The following is a 15,781-nucleotide window of genomic DNA, read 5'->3' as shown; positions in this document are numbered from 1 at the left end:
CTAGCGCCCTGGGCACATCAGGCGGTGCTCATGCGGCGAGCCACCCCCACCAGCGAGGCCGCGCCAATGCCCATCAGCAGGGCGATCGCCGCACCGTAGAAGATGCCGTGGGTCTGACCATGGTCCATCAGCGCGCCGAAGACCGGGGCCGCGAGCGCGAAGCCGATGTCCAGGCCCGAGTAGACCGTGCCGTAGACGCGGCCGGTGGCGCCGGGCGGGGCGGCACGCTTGATGAGCATGTCCCGAGAGGGCCCGGCCAGGCCGGTGCCGAAGCCCGCCAGCGAGGCCACCACCAGGGCCGGCCCGACCGGCAGCCAGCCGGTGGCCGTGAGGCACAGGGCGGCCGCGGCGCCGGCCATGGCCAGGCCTATGGTGCGCTCCAGTTGCGCGCCGCGCGCCACCACGAAGCCGCCCAGCACCATGCCCGCAGCGCCGGCCAGCATGTAGCCCGTCACCACGAAGGCCGTGGAGCGCACGGGGATGCCGTACATGGCCGCCAGGGCCGGGCTGGCAAAGCTCTGGATGGCCGTCAGCGCGGCAGTCGTGAAGAAGAAGAAGGAGAAGCACAGCCACACCGAGGGCAGGCGCAGAAAGGCCAGCGGATGCTCCTCCTTGACAGCGGCGGCGGCAGGGCCGGGCTTCTCGTGGGCCCAGCTGCCCTTGCTGTCGTCGATGGCCTCGCGCTGCCACGCCAGCACAGCCATCACCGCCAGGGCCAGCAGCGCGGTGCCCAGATAGGCCAGGCGCCACTGCCCGCTCAGCTCGGACAGCCCGATCAGGAAGACAGGCGCACCGGCCCAGCCCAGATTGCCCGAGATGCCATGCACCGAGAAGGCATGCCCCAGACGCGGGGGCGAGACGCGCTTGTTGAGGATGGTGAAGTCCACCGGATGGAAGGGCGAGTTGCCCAGGCCGGCCAGCGCCGCCGCCAGCATCAGGCCTGCAAAGCCATGGGCCGTGCCCGCGGCGATGGAGGCCAGCACGAAGCAGCTCAGCGCCGCGAACAGCACCGGCCGCGCGCCCGTGCGGTCCACCAGGAAGCCGGCCAGGGCCTGGCCGATACCCGAGATCACGAAGAAGGTGGTGACCAGCAGGCCCAGCTCCGAATAGCTGAGCCCGAATTCCCGGATGAAGACCGGGAACAGCGGCGGCAGCAGCATGTGGAAGAAGTGGCTGGTGCCATGGGCCAGGCCTATCAGGCTGATGGTGCCGAGGTCGCGCCGGGCGCTGTCGGGCGAGGACGGGGTGAGGATTGCGGAATTCATGTCCTCAATGTAGGCAGGGGCGCGGCGGCGAAGTTACGATAGCCTGACAGATTCTTTCGAATATCAGCCATGATCTCGGTCAAGCTCTCCAGCAAGCGCCGCAGCGTACCGCCGCAGGACCCGATGCGCTTCAAGCCCAGCCTGGAGCGCCCGCTGCGGGCCAAGGCGCGCTGGATGGAACACCACATGGACATCCAGCCCCACCAGCACGAATGGGCCCAGCTGGCCGTCTCCATGGTCGGTGCGGTACGCGTGCAAGCCGAGGGGCCGCAGCGCAGCCATAGCTACCTGGTGCCCCCCTCGCGAGCAGTGTGGATCCCGCCGCACACCGTGCATGCCGTGAGCGCGGTGGAGCGGGCGGACATGCGGGCGCTGTACGTGCACGAGTCCGCCGTCACCCAGTTGGGCCTGGCCGGAGGACCCCAGGCCTGGGCCCAGTGCCGGGTGCTGGAGGTGACGCCGCTGATGCGTGAGCTGCTGCAGGCCCTGGCCACAGAGCCCGACAACATCCCGGACCACAGCCCCCAGCGCCCCCTGGACCAGGCCCGCGAGCAGGCCCTGTGCCAGTTGCTGATCGACGAGCTGCGCCGCGCCCGCAGCCTGCACCTGGGCCTGAGCCTGCCGCATGACAAGCGCCTGCGCCACCTCTGCGAGACCATGATGGCCGAGCCGGCCCGCCACCCGGACATCGAAGGCTGGGCCACCGAGTGCGGCGCCAGCGCGCGCACGCTCTCGCGCCTGTTCCGCGAGGAACTGGGCACCAGCTTCAGCCAGTGGCGCCAGCAGCTGCAACTGGCCCATGCCCTGCAGCTGGCGGCACAGAAGAAGCCCATGAACCTGATCGCCGCGGAGCTGGGCTACGCCAGCGCCAGCGCCTTCTCCGCCATGGTGACGCGTGCCGTGGGCATGCCGCCCAGCCGCTTCTTCGCAAAAGCATGACCCCCTGCGCGCTTTGCGCCCTGCAAGGAGGTAGCACGGGCTGCCTGGCGGGGTCGGATCAACGGTGTTCGCGCGGTAAGCGCCGGCTGCGCCGGGCGCGCTCGTCGTTGTGGCCGCCCGGACGCAGAGGCCCTGACGCGGCATGGGGGGCGGGGCGCCACCTAGAATCCCGGCATGGAACAACAGCTGTTTGACTACACGCTTCAGGACGCCGCGGGCGCGAGCTGCACGGCGCACGCGTGGGCCAAGGTGCCCGCGCCGCTGAATCCGGGCCAGCGGGCCGAACTCAAGGCCCGGGCGGCCGCGCTGCTGAAGTCCAAGGGCGCGGTGCTGGTGGCGCACTACTACGTCGACGGCGACCTCCAGGACCTGGCCCTGGAGACCGGCGGCTGCGTAGCGGACTCGCTGGAGATGGCGCGCTTCGGGCGCGACCACGCCGCCCAGACCCTCGTCGTGGCCGGCGTGCGCTTCATGGGCGAGAGCGCCAAGATCCTCAGCCCCGAGAAGCGCGTGCTGATGCCCGACCTGGACGCCACCTGCTCTCTGGACCTGGGCTGCCCGGCCGAGGCATTCAGCGCCTTCTGTGACGCCCACCCGGATCGAACCGTGGTGGTCTACGCCAATACCAGCGCCGCGGTGAAGGCCCGCGCGGACTGGATGGTCACCAGCTCCTGCGCGCTGGAGATCGTCAGCGAGCTCAAGGCCCGCGGCGAGAAGATCCTCTGGGCGCCGGACCGGCACCTGGGCCGCTACATCCAGGAGCAGACCGGGGCCGACATGCTCATGTGGAACGGCGCCTGCATCGTGCATGACGAGTTCAAGGGCCTGGAGCTGGACCTGCTGCGCGAGCAACACCCCGACGCCATGATCCTGGTCCACCCCGAGTCCCCACGCAGCGTGGTCGAGAAGGCGCACGTGGTGGGCTCCACCTCGGCGCTGATCAAGGCCGTGGTCGAGGGCAAGGCGCAGGAGTACATCGTCGCCACTGACAACGGCATCCTGCACCGCATGCGCCAATTGGCCCCGGGCAAGACACTCATCGAGGCGCCCACCGCCGGCAACAGCGCCACCTGCAAGAGCTGCGCCCACTGCCCCTGGATGGCCATGAACGGCCTGCAGGGCGTGATCGACTGCCTGGAGCAGGGCTCGGGCGAGATCAGCGTGGACGAAGCCACCCGCCAGAAGGCCCAGACCTGCATCACCCGCATGCTGGACTTCACCGCACAGCTCAAGGCGAGGCAGGTATCCGGCCAGGCCTCGGGACTGGTGCCTGGCATCGGCGCCGCCTGATCGCAGGTTCAGGCAAGACCTGCCCCCACCGCCCGGGCCCCCGCGAGGCGCGATTTGCGTCCCCGGGGGCTTTCTTTTTGGCCGCTGCGGGGGCTATAAAGCGCCTATGCTGTCCCGCTGCCTGAGCCCATGCCGGGCTGCAGCGTCCACACCATAGAAGGGCCACTTCATGTCCTCCGTCGACTTCACCTCGCTGTACAACCACCATGAGCGCGAAGTGTTCGCCGCCGTCATCGCCAGCGCGCCCAAGTACCCCAATCTGGCCAAGGACGACGACCTGCTCTGCGACGTGGCCTGCGTGGCCCTGAACCGCCTGCCCCCGCGCTACATCCGCCATGCGGTGGACTTCAGCTTCTACCTGACCGAGGCCGAGCGCCTGGAGACCGACGCGGCCATTGCCGAGGCCGTGTCCTATGCCTTCAACTTCGTGCAGGCGCGACTGGCGCTGCGCACCAAGCAGGCGGGCTGAGCGGCGCTCACGCCGGCCTCGGCGCTCCGGCATGGCGGCGCATGAGCGAGCCTATGTGAGGCCGATATGCGGCCAATATGAGGCCGGCGGTGCGCCGTGCCGCGCGGCCGCTCAACGCCGGGAGCGTTCGGCGATCAGCACCGTGGGAAAGCTCACCGGCAGCGTGCGAGGGTAGTCACGGCTGAAGTGCAGGCCGCGGCTCTCGTGGCGCAGCAGGGCGGAGCGCACGATCAGCTCGGCGCAGTCCACGAGGTTGCGCAGTTCCAGCAGGTCGCGGGTGACGCGGAAGTTGGCGTAGTAGTCGTCGATCTCGCTGCGCAGCAGGGCGATGCGGTGCAGGGCCCGCTCCAGGCGCTTGGTGGTGCGCACGATGCCCACGTAGTTCCACATCAGCAGGCGCAGCTCGTCCCAGTTGTGGGCGATGACGACCTGCTCGTCGGCATCCTCGACCTGGCTCTCGTCCCAGGCCGGCAGCGGCGCTGGCGGCAGCACGGTCAGTGCCTGGATGTCCTCGGCACAGGTGCGGCCCAGCACCACGCATTCCAGCAGCGAATTGCTGGCCAGGCGGTTGGCGCCGTGCAAGCCGGTGTAGGCGGTCTCGCCCACGGCGTACAGCCCGGGGAGGTCGCTGCGGCCCTGCAGGTCGGACACCACGCCGCCGCAGGTGAAGTGCACGGCAGGCACCACGGGAATGGGCTGGCGGGCGATGTCGATGCCCAGCTTGAGGCAGCGGGCATGGATGGTCGGGAAATGGCTCTTGAGGAACTCCTCGCCGAGGTGGCGGGCATCGAGCCAGACATGGTCCAGGCCGTGCTTCTTCATCTCGAAGTCGATGGCGCGGGCGACGATGTCGCGCGGCGCCAGCTCCATGCGCTCGTCATGGGCGGCCATGAAGCGGGTGCCGTCGGGCAGGGTCAGGTAGCCGCCCTCGCCGCGCAAGGCCTCGGTGATCAGGAAGCTGCGCTCCTCGGGGTGGTAGAGGCAGGTGGGGTGGAACTGGATGAACTCCATGTTCGCGACCCGGCAGCCCGCGCGCCAGGCCATGGCGATGCCGTCGCCGGTGGAGGTGTCGGGGTTGGTGGTGTAGCGATAGACCTTGCCGGCGCCGCCGGTGGCCATGACCACGGCCCGCGCGGGAAGCGTCTCGACGCGACGGCTGTCGATGTCCAGGGCGTAGAGGCCGTAGCAGCGGGGCTCCTCGTCCCGCTGCACATGGCGGGAGGTGATGAGGTCCAGGGCCATCCAGCGCTCGCGCAGCTGGATGTTGGGATGGGCCTGGGCGGCGGCCAGCAGCTGTTCGTGGATGGCCTTGCCGGTCGCATCGGCCGCATGGGCGATGCGGCGCACGGCATGGCCGCCCTCGCGGGTGAGGTGCAGGCCCAGCGGGCCACCGGCCTCGGGCGTGAAGGGCACGCCCTGGCGCACCAGCCATTCCACGGCCTCGGCGCTGCGCTCGGCGATGAAGCGGGCCGTGGCCTCGTCCACCAGACCGGCGCCGGCGTCCTGGGTGTCGCGCACATGGCTGTCGATGCTGTCGTCGCTGCCCAGCACGCCCACGATGCCGCCCTGGGCCCAGGCCGTGGCAGCTTCGCCCAGCTCGCGCTTGGCCAGCACGATCACGGGAACCTGGTCCGCCAGGTGCAGAGCCACGGTCAGGCCGGCCAGGCCGGCCCCCACGATGACCACGGGAAGTTGGGAAGCAGCAGCGCTCATGAATCGTTCGGCACGCCACCGGGTCATGGGGGCGTCATCTCAAAAGGTGCCTGATTCTAGGAGCGGGGCGGGAGGGGAGGCTGCGTGGGGGCAAAGGGTGGGATCGCGAGGGGCTGGCGCCGGGAGAGAGTCGTGGATCGGATCGATGGACTGCAGTGACCGTGCGTTCGCCGGGATGCGGGGGCGCGATGGCTCCGTGTCCTCCGTCCCGCTTCGCGGGCCTCCCCCTTTTACCTGCGCCATCGCGCCCCCGCATCCCGGCTCTGGCAGCACCCTGCCCTGCATCGATGGCTCCTGCGTAGAGGCCTGTCGTCGAAAAAAAGCCGGCCCGGGCTTGTCGCTCGGGCCGGCTTTATGGGGGAAGGCGGTGATCAGCTGCGCTGCATGCCGGCCTTCAGCAGGTTGGACAGCAGGTCGAGCGATTCCGCCAGGTGCGCGCGCGTCTCGACCGACTGGCCGCCGCGGGCCACGGCTGCGCGCAGATCAGACTGCAGCTGGTTGGCATGCAGGCGCACCAGCGCGTAGGCATCGGCCATCACGCCCGGGGCACCGCCGCGGGTCAGCACCGACTGGAGGCGACGCAGGTGCTCACGCTGCAGGTTGCGGCGCAGGCGGTCGATCTCGCCACCGGTCTTGAGCTCGCTCCACACCGCGGCCTGCGTGCTGGCATAGACCTCGTTGAGCGAGATCAGGCCCTTGCGGTCCTTGGCCGGCACGAAGCCCGGCAGGTCCATCAGGCGCTGAGCGGTGCCGGCGCTGTAGAGGCGGTCCAGGGCCACGTTCTGGATGCGGGCCACGGCGCCGGGGATGTCCACCGGGCCGGCGCGCTCCCACTCGTTGTAGTCCACCGTCAGCGTGCTGAGGAACTCAGGCTTGAAACGGAAGCTGTCGGCGCTGAACAGACCCTTGGCGAGGAAGTCCAGGGCCTCACGCTGGCGGGCAGGCTCGACCGGCTTGAAGGCCGGCTGCATGGAGGCGCCCGGCAGCGCGCGCTGCATGTACATGCCGCCCACGTACTTGCCCACCAGCTCGGAGGCGCGGGCCAGCTGGTTGAAGCCGGCCAGCAGCACGCGGCGCTGGCGCAGCGGGTCCTCACCGGGCTTGGGCTGGCGCTCCTGCACGCGCGCCCACAGCTCCTGCGAGAGCTTCAGGCGGCGCTTGTAGTAGGCCAGCGGGTCGGCGCCCAGGTCGAAGCGGTTGGCCAGGGGGTCGATACCGCCGAAGAGGTCGGCATCGGCATCGTCGGCGTAGGCCAGCGTGGGCTCGGTGCTGCGCGCGGCGATCTTGCCCAGCTCCTGCGCCTCGGTCTCGGCGGCCAGGGGCTTGTAGGCGTACTCGATGGCCCAGTAGTCGTAGGCCCCCAGCGTGGTGTTGGTCAGCGCACCGGTCGGCTCGCCCTTGAGCGAGAGGTTGTAGGCGTTGTAGTCCATCACCGAGCCGGAGATGCCATGGGCCTCGGTCCAGGCCTTGTCCAGCAGCTGGGCCTGGCTCACGGTGGTGGAGGCCTTGAAGTTGTGCTTCAGACCGAGCGTATGGCCGACTTCGTGCATGACCACGTCGCGAATCACGGCATGCACGAAGGCCTCGGCCTCGGGGCTGTCGGGCTGGATCTCGCCGCGGGCCTCGAGCACGTCCATCGCGAAGTCCATCTCGGTGCCGGCCTCCTGCGCGTAGCGGCAGGCCTCGGCGTCGTCGCCATGGGCTGCATGGGCCATCGGGCGGGTGACGTCCTCCACCAGGAAACGGCGCGAGCCGCGGGGGAAGACGTCGCTCATGCCGATGTCGGCATCCAGGATCTCGCCGGTGCGCGGGTCCGCGTGGCTGGGGCCGATGGCAAAGCCCACGTCCGCCCCCACGAACCAGCGGATGGAGGCGTGGCCGGCGTCCATATTGTCCCAGGCGGCGTCATCCGGCTGCTGCTTGGCAACGATGGCGTTCTTGAAGCCGATCTTCTCGAAGGCCTTGTTCCACTCGAGGATGCCCTCCTCCACGGCCTTGCGGTACTTGGGCGGAATGTTCTTGTCCAGCCAGTAGGTGATGGGCTGCACCGGCTCGGACAGGGCGGCGTTCGCGTCCGCCTTCTCCAGGCGCCAGCGCTTGATGTGGTGCACGCGGGTGTTGGGCTTGTAGTCCTCGCTGAGGTCGGTGTAGGACTCGGCGAAGTGGCCCAGGCGCGGATCGGCCAGGCGGGCCTTCATGGGCTGCTCGGGCAGGGCCTTGAAGCTGTAGACGAAGCTCATGAACAGGCTGCGCGGATCCGGCGTGGCCTGCGGCGCGCTGGGCGTGGGGATGGGCGAGGGGGTCAGCGGCGGCGCCGGAATGCGGGGCGTCGCGAAGTGCATGCGCGCCGTCAGGGTGCTCAGGCCGGCTTCGGCGCGGGTGGCCTCGAAGAAGCTGTTGCTACGGTCCGGTCCGTAGGGCAGGCGGTAGGCAAACTCCAGGCGGGTGGACAGGCCCGGGATGTCTGTCAGGAGCAGGCCCGCATCAACCAGGAAGGACTTGCGCTCCGCATGCTCGGCGCTGGCCACCGGAGAGGCGGCCAGCAGGCTGGGCGAGAAGGCCTGTTCCGAGGCCAGGCGGTTGCCCCCCTCAGCGCGGAACTTGGTGTTCAGGGCCACCAGCTGCAGCTGGTTACCCACGCGGCGCCATTCGGCCAGGTGGACGCGGCCCATCTGGCTGGCGTAGAGGCCGCGCTCGCCCACGGCGTTGGCCACGTTCACGGAGAAGAGGAAAGGCTTGTTCAGTTGGGCCTTGGGGATCTCGATCCAGACCTTCTCGTCCTTGCGCCAGAGGGGGAACAGACCTTCCTGGCTCTTGGCGTCCTTGATGACGTCGGCGAAGGGCTTGGGCGCCGTGGGATCGGCCGGCGGCTTGGATGCAGCGGCGGGTGCAGCAGCGGGCGCGGAGGCGGCGCTGGCAGGCGCGGCAGGCGGCGTGCCGCCGTTGCCTTGTGCAAGAGCGGCCTGGCCAGCGAAGGCCAGTGCGGCCAGGGCCAGCAGGCTCAGGCGGGGCGCCGGGACACGGGACGGATTCTGGGTCATGGGTTCCACTTTCATTGGGCGGGCCGGCCACCAGCGGCTGCTCTCATGCAGTGCCTCCCTGGCCGACGACAAGCCGCACATTGTGGAGAGCGGCCATCCGGCGTCAATGCAGACCCACCCCACTCGCACCTGCCAAACCGTGCTTCATCGCACACCCTGCAGCGGCCGGCGATGACGCGCAGCCGACAGCCCGCGTCACGTGCGGGCGCTAGACTGCGCCGCCATGAACGCTCCGCCCTCACGCAGCACCCACCTGCTCTACCTGCACGGCTTCCGCTCCTCACCGCGCTCGGCCAAGGCCCAGCGCATGGCGCAATGGGTGGGCGAGCACCGCCCCGACCTCACCTGGCTCGCGCCGCAGCTGCCGCCCTCGCCTCGCGAGGCCATCGCGCTGATCCGCGAGCGGATCCAGGCGTGGCCGCGCGACACCCTGGCCGTGATGGGCAGCTCCCTGGGCGGCTTCTACGCCACCTGGGTTCAGCAGCACACCGGCTGCCGCGCCGTGCTGCTGAACCCGGCGGTGGATCCGGCCCGGGACCTCGCCCGCTACATCGGCGAGCACAGCTGCTGGCAGGACCCGCAGGAGCGCTTCTTCTTCCGCCCTGAATTCGTGGACGAGCTGCGCGCCATCGCGCAAGACCTGCCCCCCGGCTCCATTGATCGCCCGCAGCAACTGATGGCCGTGATCGCCAAGGGCGACGAGGTGCTGGACTGGCGCGAGATGCACGCCCGCTACGAAGGCAGCCGCATCATGCTGCTGGACGGCAGCGACCATGGCCTCTCGGATTTCGACGACTATCTCTTTGAACTGACGGAGTTTCTGCAGCTATGAATCCCGCACGCCGCCTGGAAGGCAAGGTCTCCATCATCACCGGCGCAGGCCAGGGCATCGGCCTGGCGACGGCGCTGAAATTCGCGCAGGAGGGCGCCGTCGTCATCGTCTGCGACCTGCGCCAGGAAGCCGTCGACGCCGCCGTGGCCCAGTGCGAGGCCGCCGGGGCCCAGGCCCGGGGCTTCGCACTCTCGGTCACGGACCGCAGCCAGGTCGACGCCATGGTGGCCGCGGTGACGGCGCGCTTCGGCCGCGTCGACGTGCTGGTCAACAACGCCGGCATCACCCAGGACGCCCGCCTGCAGAAGATGAGCCTGCAGCAGTTCGACGCCGTCATCGACGTCAACCTGCGCGGCGTCTTCCACTGCGCGCAAGCCGTGGTGGACGGCATGGTGGCGCAAGGCAGCGGGGTCATCCTCAATGCCTCCTCGGTGGTGGGCATCTACGGCAACTTCGGCCAGACCAACTACGCGGCCGCCAAGTTCGGCGTCATCGGCTTCACCAAGACCTGGAGCCGCGAGCTGGGTCCCAAGGGCGTGCGCGTCAACGCGGTCGCGCCGGGCTTCATCGAGACCCCCATCCTCGCCACCATCCCCGACAAGGTGCTGGGCCAGATGCAGGAGGAGGTGCCCCTGCGCCGCCTGGGCAGCCCGGCCGAGGTGGCCAATGTCTACGCCTTCCTGGCCAGCGACGAGGCCAGCTACGTCAACGGCGCGGTGCTGGAGGTCTCCGGCGGGCTGACGGTCTGAGCGCCCATGGCTGAGGCACGGCCCCGCATCCTGGTCAGCGCCTGCCTGCTGGGCGCGCCGGTGCGCTACGACGGCCGCGCGCAGGAGCTGCGCTCGGCGCTGCTGGACCAGTGGCAGGCGGCCGGGCTGTTGCTGCCACTGTGCCCCGAGCTGGCGGGCGGCCTCCCGGTGCCGCGGCCACCGGCGGAGATCGAGGCCGGCTCCCAGGGCTGGCAAGTCTGGCTGGGCCAGGCCCGCATCCGCGACGCCCAGGGCGGCGACCCCACGGAGGCCTTCAAGGCCGGCGCGGCGGCAGCCCTCGCCCTGGTGCAGCGTCACGGCCTGCGCATCGCCGTGCTCAAGGAGGGTAGCCCGTCCTGCGGCAGCCAGCGCATCGCCTCAGGCCACTTCGACGGCATCAAGCGTGCAGGCCTTGGGCTGACGGCAGCCCTGCTGCGCCAGCACGGCGTGCAGGTTTTCAGCGAGCACGAGCTGGACGCGGCACAGGCCGCGCTGCAGGAGCTCGTGTCCTGGCAGGTGGGCGGCGCCCCGGCTTGATTCAAGCCTGGTGACCCAGCCGCACCCGCAGCCCCGGATGCCGCGCGGCCAGTGCCTTCAGGGCCTGAAGGCTGTGGACATTGCGGGCGGCGTCCCGGGTGAAATCGCCTGGCTCCACGCCGTGGTCCCAGCCCCAGCGGGTGTGGCAGGTGTCCCCCGCCAGCAGCACCGGCCCCTGCGTGGTGCGCAGCACGTAGGCGGTGCTGCCCGCGGTATGGCCAGGCACATGAAGGGCAAAGACGGCGCCGTCACCAAAGACATCGAGCACGGCCAACGGGTCCTGCCCCCGCGGCGGCTCGAAGCGCCAGGCCCGCAGCGGGGGACGGCCCTTGAGCAGGGCGTCGCTGGCGCCATGGACAAAGAGATGGGTCCAGTGCCGCTCGGTGGTCTCGCCAGGGCCGGCGTAAAGGGGCAGGTCCAGCGGCAGGTCGGGCAGGCCGCTGAGGTGGTCCAGGTGCAGATGGGTCAGCAGCACGCCCTGCAGCGGCTGGCCCAGGCTGCGCAGCACATCGCCGCTGGCGTTCCACAGCTGCATCTGCTCGAACTTCATGGCCCGGCGCAGGAAGGCATTGAGGCCCCAGTCACCGGGGTTCTGGATCAGGGCCCGGGCCACGCCGGTGTCCACCAGATAGGCACCCCGGCTGGGATGCTTGATCACGTGAAGATAGATCTGGATGGGCTCGTCGCGGTCCTGCAGGCCGACGGCGCGGGCGGCCGGATGCTCCAGGTTGAGCAGGCCGCTCAGGGCAGAGACGCCGGTGGCGCTGGCCACGGTGTCCAGCTCGATGGGGCCGGGCTCATCCAGCCGGGCCTCCATCTGCGCCCAGCCCACCGGCAGGCCCATGCTCTCTTGCTGCATCTGATGCGCGGTGGGCGCACAGCCCGCCAGACCCAGCAGCGCCGCCATGGCCAGCCCCGCCCAGCGCCAGCGGCGCGAGCGAGGCGGCCTTGCCGAGACGCTCAACTGACGCATCAGATGCGCTGCCGACTGCTTCATGATTCCATCACCCATGCTAGCCTCCCGTTCAACATGGGCCGCATGCTTTCACGGTGAGGGCCGTTTGGGAATCTGCCAAGTCCGGATCGGCCCATGCAAAAAGAGATGGCTTCATGGCACGCGAGCACCTGCGCTGGGACGACCTCCAGCTCTTCCTGAACGTGGCGGAGTCCGGCAGCTTCAGCGCGGCCGCGCGGCAGCTGCGCCTGGCCCAGCCCACGCTGTCGCGCCGCATCGCGGAGCTGGAGGAGAGCGTGGGCGAGCCCCTGTTCCAGCGCCAGGCCCAGGGCTGCCGCCTGACGGCCGCCGGCCAGCGCCTGCTGCCATCGGCGCGGCGCATGGCCGAATGGGCACTGGAGGCAGACACCGCCCTGAGCCGCCCCCGCGAACGCCTGGAGGGCAAGGTTCGGGTCGCCGCGCCACCGCGCATGGCCTTCGAGCTGCTGGCCCCGCTGGCCGCGCAGCTGCAGCTGCAGCAGCCGGGGCTGAGGCTGGAGGCGCTGTCCGGCATCGAGACCCTCAACCTGGCACGCGGCGAGGCCGACCTGGCACTGCGCACCAGCCGCCCCTCGGACAAGGAAGTGCTGATCCTGGACCAGATCAGCTGCCCCATCGTGGCCTACGCAAGCCCCGCCTACGCGGCCCGGCTGCCGGCGCCACCGCAGCAGCTGGGCCTGGCGCAACTGGACTGGATCGCCTGGGCCCCGCCCTACGAGGAGCAGCAGGTGAACCAGGCCCTGGCCGCCGCAATCCCCGGCTTCCGGCCTGCCTTCAGCTCGGATGACTACCTGGTGCAGTTGGCCGCCTGCCGTGCGGGCGTTGGCGTTCTGGTGATGGCCCGCGCCCTGCACCGCCACAGCGCGCTGGAAGGTCTGGTCGAGCTGCCCGTGCCGCTGGGCGAGCATCGTGGCGACCTGTTCCTCGTCAGCCACCAGCGCTCAGCCGACCTGCCCCGCGTGCGGCACGTGGCCGCACTGATCAGCACCGAGTTCGAGCTGCTGCGCCAGACGCCCGGCGTGCGCTGAGGCCGCCCCGGCCCGCGCAGCTTCAGGGTCATCCCCTGGCTGCGGCTGTCAAAGCGCGTGGTCAATGTAAGGCCGATGCAATGTAGTCCAACAAAGCGCAACGCCCTGCCGTGACGGCCCGGCGTGCGCCCTACATTGCGCTGGCACCTCGATGGCCCGGCCGGCATCCAGAGGCGTACCCCGACAAGAACAGGAGACAACCCATGCCCATCCCACGCCATCCCCGACGCCTGCGCCCCAGCCTGCTGGCGCTGGCCTCCCTGGCCACCGCCCCTGCGCTGGCTGCAGACGAGCCTCCAGCCCCCACCGCCAACACCCTTGAGCAGGTCGAGGTGCGCGGCGTGCGCGCCACGCTCAAGCGCAACCTGGCCGAGAAGCGCGAGGCCCAGAACATCGTCGACACCATCAGCGCCGAGGACGTGGGCAAGTTCCCCGACAAGAACGTCGCCGACTCCCTGCAGCGCGTGCCCGGCATCTCGGTGGACCGCATCTGGGGCGAAGGCAAGGCCATCTTCGTGCGCGGCACGGACAAGAACCTCAACATGACCCAGCTCAACGGGCAGGCCGTAGCCTCCTCGGAGTGGTGGCTCAACGAGGCGCAGACCCGCAGCTTCAACTACGACGTCCTGCCCTCCGAGATCGTCGGCAGCCTGGAGGTCTACAAGAGCCCCTCGGCCGACCTCGATGAAGGCAGCATCGGCGGCCTGGTGATCGTCAGGACGCGCCGCCCCCTGGACTTCAAGGACGCACTGACCCTGCAAGCCTCGGCGGAAGCCCTCTATAGCAAGCTGCCCGGCAGGACCGATCCGCAGCTCAACGGCCTGCTGAACTGGCGGTCTGCCGACAAGACGGTGGGGGTGCTGCTGGCGCTGAGCCGGCAGCAACGCACCATGCGCCGCGACGGCCTGGAGATGTTCCCGGACGGTGCCTACGACATCAAGGACCAGACCGGCGCCATCACCAAGGCCTACGCCTCCTGGGGCGGCGGCTCGGCCATCTTCCGCCAGGAACGCGAGCGCAGCACCGCCAACCTGGCCGTGCAACTGCAGCCCAGTGCACAGACCGACATCGTCCTGAATCTCATGGACTCGGACATGAAGATGAACAACAACAACCAGAACTACCTCTGGCAGGTAGGCGGTCTGGCGGACAAGGGCGTGGTCTCAGTCACCGACCCGCGCTTCATCACCGTCAGCGACGGCAGCAAGGCCCTGGTGGGTGGCACCGTGGGCCCCAGGACCGGGGTGTCCTTCGAGCCCATCTACCGGGAGTCCTACGTGAGGTCCCGCCTGGCCGATCTGGACGGCAGCTACCAGGGCGGCCGCTGGAAGCTCCACGGCCAACTGGGCGCCACCTCCAGCGAAGGCGGCAGCTCGCATGACCGCCACTTCTGGATGGAAGGCGACACCCGCACGCAGATCAGCCTGGGCCCCGACCACTACGGCGTGAAGTACCTGGACATCAAGCCCCTGGACCCCAAGGCGTTGACGCTGAAAGCCGGCGACGACCGCATCCGCCGCATGGAAAGCCGCGAGCACTACGGCCAGGCCGACCTCAGCTGGGACCTGGGCGAGAACTTCTTCAACACGCTCAAGCTGGGCCTCAAGCTGCGCGACAACACCCTGCGCAACCAGCGCACCCAGGGCGAGGCCAAGCCGGGCTCCGCGGGCTGGCAGTCCTTCTCGCTGGCCGATCTGTCGACGGGGCCCTCGCCCCAGCTGAGCCAGGCTGCTGCCACGGCCGATGCGCTGACCCAGTACGCCTGGTTCGACGACGGCCTGGTCGCCAGCAAAGCCATCCCCATGTACGACAAGGCCATGGTCTACCGCGAGCTGCTCAACGAGCACTACACCATCAAGGAGCGCATCACGGCCGGCTATGTCAAGGCCGACTTCGCCAGCGGCCGCTGGCATGGTGACGTGGGCCTGCGCCTGGTGCGCACCCGGCAGACCTCCGAGGGCTACCAGGGCAATGCCGACAAGACCTTCACGCCCCTCAGCCAGACCCACCGCTACAACGACGCCCTGCCCAGCCTCAACGTGATCTACGACTGGAGCAAGGAGGTCATCGTCCGTGGCGCCATCGGGAAGGCCATGGCGCGCCAGACCTTCGACCTGCTGAGCCCTGGCCTGCGCCGCGACGGCACGGTGCTGACACGCGCCTATGCCGGCAACCCGCTGCTCAAGCCCGTCCATGCCAATCAGGCCGAGATCGGCGCCGAGTGGTACTACGCCGACGCCTCGCTGCTGGCCGCCACCCTGTTCGTGAAGAAGCTCGACACCTTCACCTACAAGGCCTCCAGGCAGGAGCTGGTGGGCGGCGAGACGCTCAATGTCGAGCGCCCCTACAACGCCGACAACGGTGCCGACATCAAGGGCTTCGAGCTCCAATGGCAGCAGCCCTTCGGCCACAGCGGCTTCGGCACTGTCGTCAACTACACCTTCACCGACGCCGTGGCCGGCGCCGTGGCGGGCCAGCCGCGCCTCAAGGTGCTGGGCAACTCGCGCGACCAGCTCAACCTCAGCGGCTACTACGAGCGCCACGGGCTGACGCTGCGCCTGTCCTACAACTACCGCTCCAAGTCCTATGGCGACGTGCAGATGGGCGGCCAGGTCGTCAACAGCGCCTACGGCCAGTGGGACGCCTCGGCCGCCTACGACGTCACGCCGAAGCTGGCGGTCTATGCCAGCGCGGTGAACCTCAACAACGAGGTCATCCGCAGCAACACCGCCGACGGCCTGCCCATCGGCGTCTACGAGAACGGCGCCCGCTACAGCATCGGCCTGCGCGCCAAGTTCTGATCGCCGGCAAGACCTGCCACCTCGTGCCAGGCCCTCCGCCCCTGCGCCAGGCGGCGGGGGGCCGGCCGCGTGCTGCCCGTCCGCTGGCCGGGCAGCGGCGCCGTGCCCGCATCACCAGACGCA

12 protein-coding genes are annotated in these 15,781 nt (G+C 69.8%); 8 read left to right on the top strand and 4 right to left on the bottom strand.

All coding sequences use genetic code 11. From position 1 onward, the window contains the following. Positions 1-17 precede the first annotated feature (17 nt). Positions 18-1,265, bottom strand: a complete 1,248-nt coding sequence (locus ACS5PK_RS16245; protein WP_439441298.1) for an MFS transporter — start codon at positions 1,263-1,265, stop codon at positions 18-20. A gap of 69 nt (positions 1,266-1,334) precedes the next feature. On the opposite strand from ACS5PK_RS16245, the gene ACS5PK_RS16240 reads away from it, so the two are divergent. The 3 genes from ACS5PK_RS16240 (at position 1,335) to ACS5PK_RS16230 (ending at position 3,963) form a co-directional block, all read left to right on the top strand. After that, positions 1,335-2,204 carry an AraC family transcriptional regulator gene (locus ACS5PK_RS16240; protein ID WP_439441297.1) on the top strand — a complete coding sequence of 290 codons (870 nt, stop codon included), beginning with the start codon at positions 1,335-1,337 and terminating at the stop codon, positions 2,202-2,204. A gap of 174 nt (positions 2,205-2,378) precedes the next feature. Then, a complete protein-coding gene (gene nadA, locus ACS5PK_RS16235) occupies positions 2,379-3,494 on the top strand; it encodes a quinolinate synthase NadA (RefSeq protein WP_439441296.1) in 1,116 nt (371 codons plus the stop codon). Positions 3,495-3,663: 169 nt separating this feature from the next. Further along, on the top strand, positions 3,664-3,963 hold the full coding sequence (locus ACS5PK_RS16230) for a late competence development ComFB family protein (protein ID WP_439441295.1): 300 nt from the start codon (positions 3,664-3,666) through the stop codon (positions 3,961-3,963). Positions 3,964-4,074: 111 nt separating this feature from the next. Here the strand turns inward: ACS5PK_RS16230 and nadB are convergent, their stop codons facing one another. After that, the gene (gene nadB / locus ACS5PK_RS16225) at positions 4,075-5,676 is read right to left on the bottom strand and encodes an L-aspartate oxidase (protein ID WP_439441294.1); all 1,602 of its coding nucleotides are present in this window, start codon (positions 5,674-5,676) and stop codon (positions 4,075-4,077) included. Between the two features lie 371 nt (positions 5,677-6,047). After that, positions 6,048-8,717, bottom strand: coding sequence for a zinc-dependent metalloprotease (locus ACS5PK_RS16220; protein WP_439441293.1), 2,670 nt, complete (start codon positions 8,715-8,717; stop codon positions 6,048-6,050). 223 nt (positions 8,718-8,940) lie between these two features. Here ACS5PK_RS16220 and ACS5PK_RS16215 point away from each other — a divergent pair, with 223 nt between their 5' ends. From ACS5PK_RS16215 to ACS5PK_RS16205, 3 genes are read left to right on the top strand one after another with little or no spacing between them, the layout of a single operon-like run. Then, complete coding sequence (locus tag ACS5PK_RS16215) at positions 8,941-9,549, top strand: YqiA/YcfP family alpha/beta fold hydrolase (protein ID WP_439441292.1); 609 nt, start codon at positions 8,941-8,943, stop codon at positions 9,547-9,549. After that, positions 9,546-10,298, top strand: a complete 753-nt coding sequence (fabG, locus tag ACS5PK_RS16210; RefSeq protein WP_439441291.1) for a 3-oxoacyl-ACP reductase FabG — start codon at positions 9,546-9,548, stop codon at positions 10,296-10,298. Before ACS5PK_RS16215 ends, fabG begins: the two co-directional genes overlap by 4 nt. Before the next feature lie 6 nt (positions 10,299-10,304). Continuing rightward, positions 10,305-10,835 carry a DUF523 domain-containing protein gene (locus ACS5PK_RS16205; protein ID WP_439441290.1) on the top strand — a complete coding sequence of 177 codons (531 nt, stop codon included), beginning with the start codon at positions 10,305-10,307 and terminating at the stop codon, positions 10,833-10,835. A gap of 1 nt (position 10,836) precedes the next feature. On the opposite strand, the gene ACS5PK_RS16200 is transcribed toward ACS5PK_RS16205, so the two are convergent. Then, entirely contained in the window at positions 10,837-11,847 is a 1,011-nt protein-coding gene (locus ACS5PK_RS16200; RefSeq protein WP_439441289.1) for an MBL fold metallo-hydrolase, read from the bottom strand. Between the two features lie 98 nt (positions 11,848-11,945). Between ACS5PK_RS16200 and ACS5PK_RS16195 the strand changes: the two genes are divergently transcribed. Together ACS5PK_RS16195 and ACS5PK_RS16190 are read left to right on the top strand one after the other, a co-directional pair. Beyond that, positions 11,946-12,857, top strand: coding sequence for a LysR family transcriptional regulator (locus ACS5PK_RS16195; RefSeq protein ID WP_439441288.1), 912 nt, complete (start codon positions 11,946-11,948; stop codon positions 12,855-12,857). Positions 12,858-13,060: 203 nt separating this feature from the next. Next, a complete protein-coding gene (locus ACS5PK_RS16190) occupies positions 13,061-15,658 on the top strand; it encodes a TonB-dependent receptor (protein WP_439441287.1) in 2,598 nt (865 codons plus the stop codon). Positions 15,659-15,781 lie beyond the last annotated feature (123 nt).

Source organism: Roseateles sp. DB2, assembly GCF_051857535.1.
In the GTDB taxonomy this organism is placed as follows: domain Bacteria; phylum Pseudomonadota; class Gammaproteobacteria; order Burkholderiales; family Burkholderiaceae_C; genus Roseateles_B.
The sequence above is the reverse complement of the archived record's forward strand: the minus strand, read 5'-3'. Positions and strand labels throughout refer to the sequence as shown.

Coding starts and splice junctions, on each gene's coding strand:
- ACS5PK_RS16245 (WP_439441298.1), bottom strand. CDS start 1,265: ATGAATTCCGCAATCCTCACCCCGTCCTCGCCCGACAGCGCCCGGCGC.
- ACS5PK_RS16240 (WP_439441297.1), top strand. CDS start 1,335: ATGATCTCGGTCAAGCTCTCCAGCAAGCGCCGCAGCGTACCGCCGCAG.
- nadA (WP_439441296.1), top strand. CDS start 2,379: ATGGAACAACAGCTGTTTGACTACACGCTTCAGGACGCCGCGGGCGCG.
- ACS5PK_RS16230 (WP_439441295.1), top strand. CDS start 3,664: ATGTCCTCCGTCGACTTCACCTCGCTGTACAACCACCATGAGCGCGAA.
- nadB (WP_439441294.1), bottom strand. CDS start 5,676: ATGAGCGCTGCTGCTTCCCAACTTCCCGTGGTCATCGTGGGGGCCGGC.
- ACS5PK_RS16220 (WP_439441293.1), bottom strand. CDS start 8,717: ATGACCCAGAATCCGTCCCGTGTCCCGGCGCCCCGCCTGAGCCTGCTG.
- ACS5PK_RS16215 (WP_439441292.1), top strand. CDS start 8,941: ATGAACGCTCCGCCCTCACGCAGCACCCACCTGCTCTACCTGCACGGC.
- fabG (WP_439441291.1), top strand. CDS start 9,546: ATGAATCCCGCACGCCGCCTGGAAGGCAAGGTCTCCATCATCACCGGC.
- ACS5PK_RS16205 (WP_439441290.1), top strand. CDS start 10,305: ATGGCTGAGGCACGGCCCCGCATCCTGGTCAGCGCCTGCCTGCTGGGC.
- ACS5PK_RS16200 (WP_439441289.1), bottom strand. CDS start 11,847: ATGGGTGATGGAATCATGAAGCAGTCGGCAGCGCATCTGATGCGTCAG.
- ACS5PK_RS16195 (WP_439441288.1), top strand. CDS start 11,946: ATGGCACGCGAGCACCTGCGCTGGGACGACCTCCAGCTCTTCCTGAAC.
- ACS5PK_RS16190 (WP_439441287.1), top strand. CDS start 13,061: ATGCCCATCCCACGCCATCCCCGACGCCTGCGCCCCAGCCTGCTGGCG.